Genomic DNA, 14,178 nt, shown 5'->3' with positions numbered 1-14,178 from the left:
TTGGTCCGTTCAATCGCACGCCACTCTTGCGGGAACCGATGTCGAACGTGTCTGCGCTGTTCTTTCTACCTGGCAAGCGCGGCACTGCGCTGCGCCGTCTGGCAGTGTTCTGTCTGCTCGGATGGCTGATCGCAGGCAATGGATGGGCACAAACCTATAGCTTTCGCGATTACGCGCAGGCCGACGGCCTGCAGGGAATGACCGTCAACAGCCTGCTCGAGGACCGCCAGGGCGTGGTCTGGGTCGGCACCGAACTGGCACTGCATCGCTTCGAACGCGAACAATTCATTCCGGTTGGCAGGGACAGCGGCCTGGACGCGCGCTACATCCGTGCGTTGACGCTGGACGCGCGCGGACGCTTATGGGTGGCCAGCGCCAACGGCGTATTCGTGCGCAATGGCACGACCTTCAGCGCGGTGTTGCAGGATGGCCTGCCGATCCGTGCCGACAGCGGCAATGTCATCGCCCCTTACGCAGGCGGCGTGGTGGTGGTCAGCGAAAACCAGTTGCTGCACCTGGTGCCTGGCAAGCAAACCGGATGGACCGTCCGTGCGCTGCCGTTGCGCCTGGATGACGGCACCACCCTTCCCGCAGGAAAAGCCTTGCTTGCCGATGGCACCGCGTTGTGGGCCAGTTGCGGAAAACGCGTTTGCCGCATCGATGCCAACGGCCGCATCACCCAGTTGGGCGATGCCGACGGTGTGCCGGAACGGCAATGGCGCGCGGTGTTCCGCGATCATCGCGGTGATCTGTGGTTGCGCGGTGGCGGCATGGTGATGTCGCGTGCGCAAGGCGAACGCGTCTTCCGTAACCATGCACCGCCGGCCGGCACCAGTTTTGACACGTTGTCCGGTGCAACCACCTTGTCGGAGGATGCGCAGGGCCGCCTGATTACGCGCTCGGACCGTGGAATGGTGCGCTGGGAAGGCGATCAGTGGCGCTACTTCGGGCATGACCAGAGGCTGTCAATCAGCCCGATGGTGGGCCCGTTGATGATGCAGAGTACCGGCCAGCTGTGGATCGGCACGCGCGGGCTGGGGGTGCAGCGCTGGTTGGGCTACGGCAACATCGAGCATTGGGACGAAAGCCAGGGCCTGGCCGAATCGCCCACCTGGGCCATCCAGCGACTGCCTAGCGGTGAGCTGCTGGTAGGCGGCGATGCCGGCTCCAATGTGCTGGATCCGCGCACCGGGCGCATGCAACCGTGGACACTGGCCAACGGCGAGCCGTTGCTGCAATCGGTCTCCATCGCGTTGTCGCCCAAGGATGGCGCGGCCTGGGTGGCGCGCTCCTCCGGCGCCCTCGCCCGACGCGACCCGCAAACGGGCAAGACCTTCGACGTCATGCAGCTCGACCTGCCAACTAACAAGCTGTTGTTCGGCCCGGACGGGGTGCTCTGGGTCACCACCCCGCGCGGCCTGTACTCCATCGCACCGGAGGCACCGCTGCAGGCCAGGCGCGAAGAGGCAGTGCCGGCGGCGTTCGTCGGCGATGTCGATCTGGACCGTCAGGGCCGGCTATGGGCCAGTACCCGCGAAGGACTGTATCGCCAGGAAAAAGATGGTCGCTGGCGGCAGGTCCAGGTGCACGGCAACCTGCCCAGCCACGATTACTTTCTGATGGATTTTTCCGACGACGGCCAGCTGTGGCTTTCGCTGCGCGATACCGGGCTTTGGCACGGCAACGTGCAAGACGATGCAGTCGTCACGCTGACTGCAGTCAACGACACGCTGGTCTCGCGCGTGATGCCTTTCATCCTCCGTCACGACAGCAAGGGACGTTTGTGGCTGGGCAGCAGCCAGGGCCTGGACCTGCTGGATCATGGCCACTGGTCGCGCGCCACGCGCAGCGAGGGCCTGTTGTGGGACGACGTGTCTGCCAATGCGTTGTTTGAAGACATCGATGGCAGCGTCTGGCTCGGCAGCAGCCGCGGACTGACCCATCTGATCGCTCCATCACGCGTGTTCGCATCGCCACCGTTACGGGTGGATGTGCTGCGCGTGCGGCGCGGCGAACAAACCCTTGCACCCGGTGCACAGGTCCCCTGGTCGCAGGTTCCGCTTGACGTGGATCTGAGCACGCCCGGCGCCGAAGGCGGCCAGGACCGCATCAGCTTCCGCTACCGCGTGGAAGGCCACCAGGCCAGCTGGACCAGCACCTCGCTCAGCCATATCACCTATCCGCTGCTGCCGCCTGGCCGCTATGCGCTGGAGGTGCAGGCAGTGGACGCGGGCCAGCGTAGTACCAGTCCGATCACCCGGTTCGCCTTCGTGCTGCGTCCACCGTGGTGGCGCGGCATTCCTGCCTTGATCGCGTATGTGCTGCTGGCGATCGCAGCGGTGATTGCACTGCTGCGCTGGCGCACGGCCAAACTGCTGCGGCGCAAGCGCGAGCTGGAGCAACTGGTTGCCGAGCGCACAGCCGAGCTGGAACAGGACAAGCGGGATCTGGAATCGGCGCGTTCCGAACTTGCACTGAAGGCCACCCACGACGAACTCACCGGCCTGCTCAACCGCGCCGGCATCCTTGCCGCGTTGCGCGACATGTTGCGCAACGCCGACGCCACAGCGCGGCCGCTGGCGGTGGTCTTGATCGATCTGGATCACTTCAAGCTGGTCAACGATCAGCACGGGCATCTGGCCGGCGATGCTGTACTGGCCGGGGTCGGTCGCCGCTTGGATACGCTGGTACGTGGCGACGACCGTATCGGCCGCTATGGCGGCGAAGAATTGCTGGCGCTGCTGCCGGGGCTGACGCACGAAGCCACCCACCGGCTGGACGCACTGCATCGCGGCATCTGCGGCGATTACCCGATCGATGGCGGCTGGTTGCACGTCACCTGCTCGATCGGGGTGGCCTGGTTTGCGCCTGGAGAAACCCTCGAGCAACTGTTGGCGCGCGCCGATACCGCTCTGTACAGCGCCAAGCGCAGCGGCCGCAATCGCATCTACTACGATGCCAGCGACCTGGCCATGCCTGCGGGACCCGAGAACTGCGCCGACTGAGCGCGGCGATCAGCAGGACGCCCTGATCGCGCGCCATCGCCGACAGATGCATCGGAGTGTACGGCAGAGCTGCCAGCATCCATTCCGCCACCGCGTCGCAAAAACCTGCAATGGCGAACGTAATGGCGGCCGCAGCCAGCATTTCATCGGAGCGATCAGACACGTTGACCGCGATCTCGGTCGATCTGGCGCCGGCATGCGCAGCCGTCGTGTTCGCTGGGTGCGATCGCCGCGTCATGCATGGCGGCAGATACGCTCGCGCGATCATCAACCCGTTCATGGCGTTCCACTACCGTGGACGCATCCCGCACAGTGGCAGCGCGTAGCGGTCGCGCCTGTCTGACAGTGACCCGCTGATAAGAGTGTTGTCCTAAAGTAAAACGCGTGAGCAGCCGCTAGTCGATATATCGCGGCCTGCTATGGGGGGCTGCCAATGGCAAGCGTGCGTCACCCGCGCGAGGGCGCGGACCGCACGCACCGATGCGTGGGAGATTGCAACGCCCGTGGGGTTTTTGCACCGCCAATGGAGGTCGTCAGGCCGAGGCGCATCGTTTACTGCGATGTTGCTGCTGGCGTTGCTGTCGTTTGCCAATCTGGCCAGCGCACAGAGCGCCAGCATCCGCCGCTATGCCCACGATCAGGGCCTGCTCGGGCTTGCCGGCACCTGCCTGTTGCAGACCCCTACCACCTTGATGTGGGTGTGTACCGAGAGCGGCCTGTATCGCTACAACGGCCGCATTTTCCAGCAAGTGATGCTGGACGGACTGCGCAACGAGCCGATTACCGCAATCAGCCAAGCGCCCGATGGGCGTGTGTGGGTTGCCGGCTTCCAGGCGCTGTTCATCGGCGACGAGCATGGCTTTCGCAAACTCGCGCGCGATGAAGCCGAACACCTGCAGGAGGGTGTGCGGCTTGCCAGCCTTTCATGGGGCACGGTGATTGCCAACGGCGGCGATCTGGAACTGCTGCACGCACGCGGCAATGGCCGCTGGCATAGCCAATATCTGCTGGACACCGCCACGCGGGTGCGGGTGCCCGAGCTTTCCAAAGTCCTCAGTTTATCGGTGGACGGCGACACGCTCTGGGTCGGCTGCGCGCACAAGCTGTGCGCCATCGATGCGCGGCACCAGGTGACGGTGTACGGCCCCGACGAGGGCGTACCGGTCGATCGCTGGTACAGCGTGTTGCGCGACCATGACGGCGGTCTGTGGGTGCGCGGTGCCGGCACCCTGCTCTACCGCGCGCCGGGCGCGAGCCATTTCAGTGTGCGGCCGTTGCCGCTGCTCGACAGCAGCACGATCGGGCAGCAGGCGCCCTTGGTGATGGACCGCGAAGGGCGCGTACTAGTGCGTCGCAACGACGGCCTGGCGCGCTGGGAAAACGGCGCCTGGCGCAGCTTCGGCACGGAGAACGGACTGCCGCCGGGCAGCAGCGATGCCATCGTGGTGGACCGCGATGGCGACGTCTGGATGACCGTGGACGGCGAAGGCCTGGTGCGCTGGGCCGGCTACGAATGGATCGAAAACTGGGACGCCTCGCAAGGCATGCCGGCCGCACCCACCTGGTCCATCGCACGCGATGGACAAAATGCGCTGCTGGTCGGCAACGAGCACGGCGTGGGACGTCAGGCCCGGCCGGACGAGCGGTTTGTCCCGGCGCTGGCGCAATCGGGCATCCAGATCGTGGGCTTGGCGCGTAGCGCCGACAACAGCGTGTGGACACTGAATTCTGCTGGCTTCGTGCGCCGCAACTGGCCCGATGGCCGCAGCGCCGAGATCGGCAAACTTCCGCGTACCGGCCGGCGCCTGCATCTCGATCGCCAGGGTCGCCTGTGGATTCTCACGCTCGGTGGCCTGTTCGTGATCGAGCGTCCGTTGGACGGCGGCACCTTGCAGCCTGTCGCCGGCATGCCAACGATCGCCTACACCGATATCCAGCAGACCGCCGACGGCACGCTGTGGGTGTCCAGCGCCAATGGGCTATTCCGGTTGCAGGGCGAGCGCTGGTCCAAGGTGAAGGTGAAGGTCAACGGCGGCGACGCCGACCCATGGATCAGCAAGTTCCACATCAGCGACAGCGGCGAAGTGTTGCTGGCGTTCTATCGCCCCGGCCTGTGGCACGGCATGTTGCTCGCCGATGGCCTGGACCTGCAGGCGATCAGCGACGAAGCGCTGCGCGACGTGGGCGTGTACCTGATGCATAGCGACAGCCTGGGCCGGGTCTGGGTGGGCCACGCGCGCGGCGTGGATGTCTATAACGGTGAGCGCTGGGCGCATCTGTCGCAGTCGCAAGGCCTGCTCTGGGACGATGTCTCCGAAGCCGCGTTCTACGAAGATCCGGACGGCTCGGTGTGGATCGGCACCTCGCGCGGCGTCAGCCATCTGCAAGACCCGGCGCGCCTGTTCGACGAGCGCCAGCCCAGCGTGCGCATCGACAGCCTCAGCCGCGGCGGCGTACCGATCCGCGCCGGGCAACTGCTGGGCTGGAGCGACACACCGCTGCATATCGAGCTGTCGACGATGGAGGTCTACGACGACCCCAGCCGGTTGACCGTGCGTTATCGCGTGCTCGGCCTGCACAACGAATGGATCGAAAGCGACGATCTGTCGATCGATCAACCGCCGCTGCCGTCCGGGCATTTCCGCCTGCAGGTGCAACTGCTGGACCGCTATCGGCGCACCGCTTCGCCGGTGGTGGATCTGCCGTTCGCAGTGGCGCCGCTGTGGTGGCGCAGTCCGCCGGCGATTGCGTTGTATGTCTTGATCGGCGGCGGCCTGCTGATCGGGCTGTGGAGCTGGCGACACCGTCATCTGGTGGCGCGCGAACGCATGCTGGCCGAGCTGGTGGCCGAACGCACCTATCAGCTGGAACACGAAAAACGCGATCTGGAAAGCGCCCGCGCAGCATTGGCCTTGAAGGCCAGCCATGACGCGCTCACTGGCCTTCTCAACCGCTCCGGCATTCTCGATGCCATGACCGAAGAGCTGCAGCACTGCGCGCACGCCGAGCACCCGTTGGCGGTGGTGCTGATCGACCTGGACCACTTCAAACAGGTCAACGACGAACATGGCCATCTGGTCGGCGACGCGGTGCTGGCCAAGGTCGGCGCACGGCTCACCGCCTGCCTGCGCGATTCGGACAAGGTAGGCCGCTACGGTGGCGAAGAACTGCTGTTGCTGCTGCCAGGCATGACACGACAGAGCCAGCACCGGCTGCGCGCCATCCACGAAGCGATCAGTCTGCCACCCTACGACGTGGGTGCCGTGCGACCGCTGCAGGTGACCTGCTCGGTCGGCGTGGCATGGTTTCGCATCGGCGACACCGCCGCCACCTTGCTGGCGCGTGCAGACGAGGCCTTGTATCGGGCCAAGGGCCACGGCCGCAACCGCATCGAGCCGGAGGAAGTCGAGATTTCGGCGGCTTGATCACCGCGTTACGTGCGCGCAGCACGCGCGCACCGGGTCGCTGGGTCCTTGAGCAAACGCGTCTCGACGCGCCACGCGGTGTTCGTGGTTTGGTTCACACGATCCCGGCCATATGCCCCCCCCGGCCGCATGACGGCAGAGGTACCACGGCCGCTTGCCGAGCAGTCGCTGATCGTCAGATATCGGCGACCGACGCGCCCTATCGCCCCCTATCCCTCCCTGCCCCACATCGCCCCCCGCCCAGCCACCCGCTGTTGCGATTCCCCAATCCCGATTCCCCATTCCCGTTTAAGGAACACAACTTGCATCAGACCGGGCTAATCCCCCACCGGCACCTCCATGTCCGAGTCCGACGACGGCGGCGAGCGTACAGAGCTTCCCACCGAAAAACGCCTGCGCGAGGCCCGCGAGCAGGGCAACTTCCCGCAATCGCGTGAGCTGTCCACCGCCGCGGTGTTTGGCGCCGGCGTGTTCGGATTGATGGCGCTGGCCGGCGGCATCGGCGATGGCGCGGCGGTCTGGATGAAGACCGCACTCAGCCCCGACCCCAGGATGCGCGAACACCCGATGGCCCTGTTCGGCCATTTCGGCGACCTGCTGCTGCAGTTGCTGTGGGTGATGCTGCCGCTGATCGGCGTGTGCCTGCTGGCCGGGCTGGCCGGGCCGCTGATGATGAGCGGCCTGCATTTCTCCAGCAAGGCGATCATGCCCGACCTCACCAAGCTCAACCCGATGAACGGGATCAAGCGCATGTGGGGCAGCAACAGCCTGGCCGAGCTGGTCAAGTCGGTGCTGCGCCTGCTGTTCGTCGGCCTGGCCGCCTGGCTGTGCATCTCCAAGAGCCTGCCCGGCCTGCGCGCGCTGGTGAACCAGCCGCTGGAACAGGCGGTGGGCAACGGCCTGGACTTCACCAAGAGCCTGCTGTTCTACACCGCAGGCGCCTTGGTGCTGCTGGCGGCCATCGACGCGCCGTACCAGAAGTGGAACTGGCTGCGGAAGCTGAAGATGACGCGCGAGGAGATCAAGCGCGAGATGAAGGAAAGCGAGGGCAGCCCGGAGGTGAAGGGCCGCATCCGCCAGATGCAGATGCAGATGTCGCAGCGGCAGATGATGGAAGCGGTGCCCAAGGCCGACGTGGTGCTGATGAACCCGACCCACTACGCGGTGGCGCTCAAGTACGAAGGCGGCAAGATGCGCGCCCCGATCGTGGTGGCCAAGGGCGTGGACGAAATGGCCTTCCGCATCCGCGAAACCTGCGAACAGCACCGGGTGGCGATCGTCACCGCCCCACCTTTGGCACGCGCCTTGTATAGGGAAGCCCAAATCGGCAAGGAAATTCCCGTGAGACTCTATTCGGTCGTGGCCCAGGTCCTGTCCTACGTCTACCAGTTGCGCGGGTGGAACGGCGGCCCGATGCCGGAACTGCCCTCGCTCGAGGTGGATGAGTTCGGCAAGGGGGCCAGCGCATGAGCGCCCAACCTGCCCCGATGAACGCCCGCCGCGTCATGGAGTTGCTGCGCAACGGCCTGGGCGCCCCGCTGGCCCTGATGGCCATGCTGGCCATGCTGATGGTGCCGCTGGCCGCGCCGGTGCTGGACGCGCTGTTCACCTTCAACATCGCCATCTCGCTGATGGTGCTGCTGGCGGTGGTGTATGTGCAGCGCCCGCTGGAATTCACCATTTTCCCCATCGTGCTGTTGATGACCACGATGCTGCGGCTGGCGCTGAACGTCGCCTCCAGCCGCGTGATTCTGATCAACGGCCAGGACGGCCACGCCGCGGCCGGCAAGGTCATCGAGGCGTTCGGCCAGTTCGTGATCGGCGGCAACTACGCCGTGGGTATCGTGGTGTTCGCGATCCTGACCATCATCAACTTCGTGGTCATCACCAAGGGTGCCGGGCGCGTGTCGGAAGTGACCGCGCGCTTCATCCTGGACGCCATGCCCGGCAAGCAGATGGCCATCGACGCCGACCTCAACGCCGGTTTGCTGACGCGCGAGGAAGCCAAGGCCCGCCGCGAGGAAGTCCGCGAGGAAGCCGACTTCTACGGTGCGATGGACGGTGCCAACAAGTTCATCCGCGGCGACGCCATCGCCGCCATCCTGATCCTGTTCATCAACCTGGTCGGCGGCATGGCCGTCGGCATGTTCCAGCACGGCATGAGCTTCGTGGATGCCGCCTCCACCTACACCCTGCTGTCGATCGGCGACGGCCTGGTGGCGCAGCTGCCGGCCTTGCTGGTGTCGTCCTCGGTGGCCTTGCTGGTGACCCGCGCCTCGCGGGCGCAGGACATGCGCGGGGCGATGATCAGCCAGGTGTTCGGCCAGCACCGCGCACTGGCGGTGGCAGCGGCCATCCTGGGCCTGGTCGGCCTGGTGCCGGGCATGCCGAACGTCGCGTTTTTGACGCTGGGCCTGATCCTGGGCGTGATCGCCTGGAAAATGTACAAGCGCAGCCTGGTGGTCGCCCCGACCGGCGACCCCGCCAGCGACCCCAAGGCGGCCGCTGCGGCCACCGCCGCGCAGGCCAGCGCCGAACTGAGCTGGGACGAGCTGCGCCCGATCGATCCGCTGGGCCTGGAGGTGGGCTACCGGCTGATTCCGCTGGTGGACAAGCACCAGGGCGGCGAATTGATGGCGCGCATCAAGGGAGTGCGCCGCAAGCTCACCCAGGACATCGGTTTCCTGGTGCCGCCGGTGCATATCCGCGACAACCTGGAGCTGTCGGCCAACGCCTACCGCCTGCTGGTGCACGGCGTACCGGTGGCCACCGCCGAGATCTACCCCGACCGCGAGCTGGCGCTGGACCCGGGCGGTGCGCTCGGCCAACTGGACGGCATTCCCGGCAAGGACCCGGCGTTCGGCCTGGATGCCACCTGGATCCAGCCGCACCAGCGCTCCTATGCCGAATCGATGGGCTACACCGTGGTCGACCCGGCCACCGTGGTGGCCACGCATCTGTCGCACCTGATCCGCGAGCACGCCCCGGAGCTGCTCGGCCACGAAGAAGTACAGCAGTTGCTGGCCACCCTGGCCAAGACCGCGCCCAAGATGGTGGAAGACCTCACCCCGAAGGCGCTGCCGCTGTCGGTGGTGGTGCGCGTGCTGCAGAACCTGCTGATCGAGCGCATCCCGGTGCGCCAGCTGCGCAAGATCGTCGAAGCGCTGGTCGAACACGCCCCGCACAGCCAGGACCCGGCCACCCTCACCGCCGCGGTGCGTACCTCGCTGGGCCGCTTCATCGTGCAGGAGATCGCCGGCATGTCCGCCGAACTGCCGGTGTTCACCCTGGCCCCGCAGCTGGAGCGCGTGTTGCAGGAATCCACCCACGGCAACGGCGTGGCACTGGAGCCCGGCCTGGCCGAGCGCCTGCACCAGAGCCTGGCCGATTGCGTCGGCAAGCAGGAAGCCCGCAACGAACCGGCCGTGGTTCTGGTGCCCGGTCAGGTCCGCGCCGCGCTGGCCCGCCTGGTCCGCCACAGCGTCCCCAGCCTGTCGGTCCTGGCGTACAGCGAAGTGCCGGAAGACAAGCGCCTCAAGCTCGTCGGCACGATCAGCTGAGCCAAACGCAGCACCGTCATCGACACCCCTTCCGTAGGAGCGCACCCGGGCGCGACAGTTTTACCGGGATAGCCCCATCGCGCCCAGCTGCGCTCCTACGACGTACCGGGTGATTCGACAACGCGCGGGAGCTTGGATCCAGAAGAGTCAACCACAGGGATGCGAGAGACCAGCAAGACAGCACACATCGGACTGGACAACGTCACCAGCACCGTTGGTGGAGGAGCGCACCCGGGCGCGAGGGTTTCACCCATACAGCCCATTGCGCCCAGGTGCGCCCCTACGACTGCACCAGCCCTGTGGTAAAGCCGGACAGCCTCCATTGCGTCCTCCAGCAATCGCCGCCGGCCGGCCGCCAACCCTCAACTGCAGGCGTCGGAAATCCGCCACTCGGCCACCCCCAATCGATTGCATGTCACCGACCCAGGGACGCGTGACGAAATCCACGTTCGCGCGGTTCGCGCGGGCGTCCAACGCGCTCCAAGACACGCAATCTGCCCTGCCGTCCAGCACAGATACGACCTCGAATCGGCACCCAACGCCGTCGAAAACTCGAATCAGAACATCGACTTGGCGCAGCAATCCCGGCTTCGCATCAGTCCCCGGCCTCCTCCGCACACACACCGCACCCACTCGCCAAAAACCCAGCACCGCTGTTTTGGCACACCGCATGCATTAGCTCTGGCGAGACCGCAGACAGCACCACCGCTGCGGGGCGGATGGCAGGACTTGGAACTACGAACGGGACAGGCAACTCATGACGCTGGCAACACACCCACATTCATCGCGCACCCGTCCGGCGTCCGGCGGGTCCCGTTCCTGGAGGCACGTGGCATGAAGATCAAACGCTTTGTTGCCCCGGACATGCGCACCGCATTCCGCATGGTGCGCGAGGAACACGGCCCGGATGCCGTGATCCTGTCCAACCGTCGTACCGCCGAAGGCATCGAGATCGTCGCCGCCAGCAACTACGACGAAGAACTCGTGCAGCGTGCACTGGAAACCGCACGCTCCGATGCGCCGGTCACCCACACCGCTCCGCAGCAGGCACCCGTGCAGCAGGCTCCGGCACAGCCGGCGCAGGCCGCTGCCCGCCCTGCCGCACCGGTACACGCCCCGCTCAAGCCGGCCGCCGATGCGGGCATGAGCCACCGTCAGCGCGTTGCCAGCGCCGCCGAAGAAATGATCGCCGCCATGGCCCTGCGTCAGCCGGCCAGCGTGCCGCGCCAGGCCCCGGTCGCCACCCCGATCCGCAGCGCGGCGCCGATGCCGGCCGTGCAGGATCTGGCTGCGCCGGTCGTACAGCGCCAGGAACACGCGCTGTCGGCGGTCCCGGAACAGCTGTTCGCCGACTTTTTGACCACCGCTCCGGCGCAGCGCCCGGCCGTGCAGGCCGCGCCGGCCCAGGCGCCGACCCCGGTCGTGGCCGCAGCGGTGGGCGCGCCCGCCTACGCCGCCCAGGACCAGGACGACGACGCCTTCGCCGACGAGGCCGACTTCGACCTGGACGACGCGCTGCCGCAGATCCTGCCGCCGGCCGCGCTGCCGCCGATCGTGGTCGCCCCGCCGGCCCCCGCCGCGCTGGCCGCAGTGCCGGTGGCCGCCGCGCCGATCCCGCAGAACGACGAAGAACTCAAGCAGCTGCGCGGCGAGCTGGCGCTGATGCGCCAGATGATCGAGCGCGAAATGAACCGCCTCACCGACGAGCGCCTGCGTGGCTCTCCGGTGCGTGCACAGGCCCTGGAACTGATGGACGACTACGGCTTCGACGCCGGCCTGACCCGCGATGTCGCCATGCAGATCCCGGCCGATACCGAATTGCACCGTGGCCGCGGGCTGATGCTGGGCCTGCTGTCCAAGCGCCTGCCGGTCGCCCCGGTCGACCCGCTGGAACGCGGCGGCGTGATCGCCCTGGTCGGCCCGACCGGTGCCGGCAAGACCACCACCATCGCCAAGCTGGCGCAGCGCTTCGCCGCCCAGCACGCCCCGCGCGACGTGGCGCTGGTCACCACCGACACCCTGCGCGTCGGCGGCCGCGAGCAGCTGCACAGCTATGGCCGCCAGCTCGGTATCGCCGTGCACGAGGCCGACAGTGCCGAAAGCCTGCTCGAACTGCTGGACCGCCTGCGCGACTACAAGCTGGTGCTGATCGACACCGCCGGCATGGGCCAGCGCGATCGCGCCCTGGCTGCCCAGCTGAACTGGCTGCGCGCCGCCCAGCAGGTCACCTCGCTGCTGGTGCTGCCCGCCAACTCCCATTTCGCCGATCTCGACGAGGTCGTGCGCCGCTTCGCCCACGCCAAACCCCAAGGCGTGGTGCTGACCAAACTCGACGAGACCGGCCGCTTCGGCAGCGCCTTGTCGGTGGTGGTCGACCACCAACTGCCCATCACCTGGGTGACTGACGGACAGCGGGTCCCCGACGACCTGCACCGCGCCAATGCCGCCAGTCTCGTTCTTCGTCTTGAAGATTTACGGCGCGCTGCCGATAAGCCCTGTACTCCGGAGCACAACCATGCAGTCGCGTGAATACGCAAAGCTGACCAACGCCTTCCCCCTGTCGGCGACCCGTCCCGAGCCTTTGGGCCCGGTGCGCACCATTGCCGTGACCGGTGGCAAGGGCGGCGTGGGCAAGACCAACATCTCCGCCAACCTGGCCGTGGCGCTTGCCGACATGGGCAAACGCACGCTGCTGCTGGACGCCGACCTTGGTCTGGCCAACCTGGATGTGGTCCTGGGCCTGTCGCCCAAGTACACCCTGGCCGACCTGATCGCCGGCCGCTGCACGCTCGATGAAGTCATCATCGAAGGTCCCGGCGGCGTGCTGGTAGTGCCGGCCGCGTCCGGTCGCCGTCACATGGCCGAATTGGCCCCAGCCCAGCACATCGGCCTGGTCAATGTGTTCTCCGAACTGGAACGCGACCTGGACGTGATGGTCATCGACACCGCCGCCGGCATCACCGACAGCGTGCTGACCTTCTGCCAGGCCGCGCAGGACACGGTGGTGGTGGTCTGCGACGAGCCGGCCTCGATCACCGACGCCTACGCGCTGATCAAGGTGCTCTCCCGCGAACGCGGCGTGGACCGCCTGCAGATCATCGCCAACATGGTGCGCGACCCCAACGAAGGCCGCCTGCTGTACGACAAGCTCTCGCGCGTCTGCGAAAAGTTCCTCGGCGATGTGTCGCTGAACTACCTCGGCCACGTGCCGCAGGACGACTGGTTGCGCCTGTCGGTGCAGCGTCAGCAACCCGTCATCAAGGCCTACCCGTCAAGCCCATCGGCGCAGGCCATTGCAGAAATCGCACGCCGTACCTCGCGCTGGCAGGCCCCCACCGTGCCGCGCGGCAACGTCGAGTTCTTTGTCGAACGCATCATTCAACGGGGAGTGGCCGCATGAGCACTGCTACCGCAACCACGGCCAGCGCGCAGTACCGCGCCGTGCAGCGCAACAACGCCAACGACGTGGTGACCCAGCACGCCGACCTGGTCCGCCGCATCGCCCACCATCTGGCGGCGCGTCTGCCGGCCAGCGTGGAAGTGGACGACCTGATCCAGGCCGGCATGATCGGCCTGATCGAAGCCTCGCGCAGTTACGACTCCGACCAGGGCGCCTCGTTCGAAACCTATGCCTCGATCCGTATCCGCGGCTCGATGATCGACGAGATCCGCCGTGGCGACTGGGTACCGCGCTCGGTGCACCGCCGTGCCCGCGACGCTGCCGCCGCAGTACGCAAGATCGAGCAGAACACCGGCCGCGCCGCCGCCGCCACCGAAGTGGCCGCAGCCATGGAAATGCCGCTGCCCGATTACCTGCGGCTGATGGAAGACGCCGCACGCGGCCAGGTGCTGAGCCTGGAATCGCGCATCGAAGATCACGGCGAGCTGGATACCACCGCCAAAGGTGGCCCCAACCCGCAGCAGATGATGGAGCGTGGCGAATTCGGCCGCGAGCTGGGCAAGGCCATCGGCCAGCTGCCCGAGCGCGAGCAGCTGGTGCTGTCGCTGTACTACGAACAGGAATTGAACCTGAAGGAAATCGGCGCCGTGCTGGGTGTCAGCGAGTCGCGCGTCTGCCAGATCCATGGCCAGGCCGTGGTGCGTTTGCGCGGCCGCCTCAAAGTCTTCGAACTGGCTGATGCCGGTGTCGAAATCGACGACTAATTTTTTCGCGTAATTTTTAGCGTT

Annotated in this window: 7 protein-coding genes; all 7 read left to right on the top strand. The window is 66.7% G+C overall.

The genetic code is table 11. The annotated features are described in order from the left end of the window. Positions 1 to 38 precede the first annotated feature (38 nt). Complete coding sequence (locus BJD12_RS01105) at positions 39 to 3,005, top strand: ligand-binding sensor domain-containing diguanylate cyclase (protein WP_005996205.1); 2,967 nt, start codon at positions 39 to 41, stop codon at positions 3,003 to 3,005. A 503-nt stretch (positions 3,006 to 3,508) separates the two neighbouring features. Next, positions 3,509 to 6,430: a ligand-binding sensor domain-containing diguanylate cyclase gene (locus BJD12_RS01095; RefSeq protein WP_039425828.1), complete on the top strand. Its 2,922-nt coding sequence runs from the start codon at positions 3,509 to 3,511 to the stop codon at positions 6,428 to 6,430. Positions 6,431 to 6,769: 339 nt separating this feature from the next. Next, positions 6,770 to 7,900 carry a flagellar biosynthesis protein FlhB gene (gene flhB / locus BJD12_RS01090; RefSeq protein ID WP_005996202.1) on the top strand — a complete coding sequence of 377 codons (1,131 nt, stop codon included), beginning with the start codon at positions 6,770 to 6,772 and terminating at the stop codon, positions 7,898 to 7,900. A gap of 17 nt (positions 7,901 to 7,917) precedes the next feature. After that, positions 7,918 to 9,990, top strand: coding sequence for a flagellar biosynthesis protein FlhA (gene flhA, locus BJD12_RS01085; RefSeq protein WP_172797257.1), 2,073 nt, complete (start codon positions 7,918 to 7,920; stop codon positions 9,988 to 9,990). Between the two features lie 834 nt (positions 9,991 to 10,824). After that, a complete protein-coding gene (flhF, locus tag BJD12_RS01080) occupies positions 10,825 to 12,519 on the top strand; it encodes a flagellar biosynthesis GTPase FlhF (protein ID WP_039424953.1) in 1,695 nt (564 codons plus the stop codon). Next, the gene (locus BJD12_RS01075; RefSeq protein ID WP_005996239.1) at positions 12,506 to 13,390 is read left to right on the top strand and encodes a MinD/ParA family protein; all 885 of its coding nucleotides are present in this window, start codon (positions 12,506 to 12,508) and stop codon (positions 13,388 to 13,390) included. The genes flhF and BJD12_RS01075 overlap by 14 nt, the downstream gene beginning before the upstream one ends. Continuing rightward, positions 13,387 to 14,154 carry an RNA polymerase sigma factor FliA gene (locus tag BJD12_RS01070; protein WP_005996242.1) on the top strand — a complete coding sequence of 256 codons (768 nt, stop codon included), beginning with the start codon at positions 13,387 to 13,389 and terminating at the stop codon, positions 14,152 to 14,154. The genes BJD12_RS01075 and BJD12_RS01070 overlap by 4 nt, the downstream gene beginning before the upstream one ends. The last annotated feature ends 24 nt before the right edge of the window (positions 14,155 to 14,178 follow it).

It is taken from the genome of Xanthomonas vesicatoria ATCC 35937, from assembly GCF_001908725.1.
Taxonomy (GTDB): domain Bacteria; phylum Pseudomonadota; class Gammaproteobacteria; order Xanthomonadales; family Xanthomonadaceae; genus Xanthomonas; species Xanthomonas vesicatoria.
The sequence above is the reverse complement of the archived record's forward strand: the minus strand, read 5'-3'. Positions and strand labels throughout refer to the sequence as shown.

Bases quoted from the DNA above. Each gene is read 5' to 3' on its own strand.
- flhB (WP_005996202.1), top strand. From the start codon at position 6,770: ATGTCCGAGTCCGACGACGGCGGCGAGCGTACAGAGCTTCCCACCGAA.
- flhF (WP_039424953.1), top strand. From the start codon at position 10,825: ATGAAGATCAAACGCTTTGTTGCCCCGGACATGCGCACCGCATTCCGC.
- flhA (WP_172797257.1), top strand. From the start codon at position 7,918: ATGAACGCCCGCCGCGTCATGGAGTTGCTGCGCAACGGCCTGGGCGCC.
- BJD12_RS01105 (WP_005996205.1), top strand. From the start codon at position 39: ATGTCGAACGTGTCTGCGCTGTTCTTTCTACCTGGCAAGCGCGGCACT.
- BJD12_RS01070 (WP_005996242.1), top strand. From the start codon at position 13,387: ATGAGCACTGCTACCGCAACCACGGCCAGCGCGCAGTACCGCGCCGTG.
- BJD12_RS01075 (WP_005996239.1), top strand. From the start codon at position 12,506: ATGCAGTCGCGTGAATACGCAAAGCTGACCAACGCCTTCCCCCTGTCG.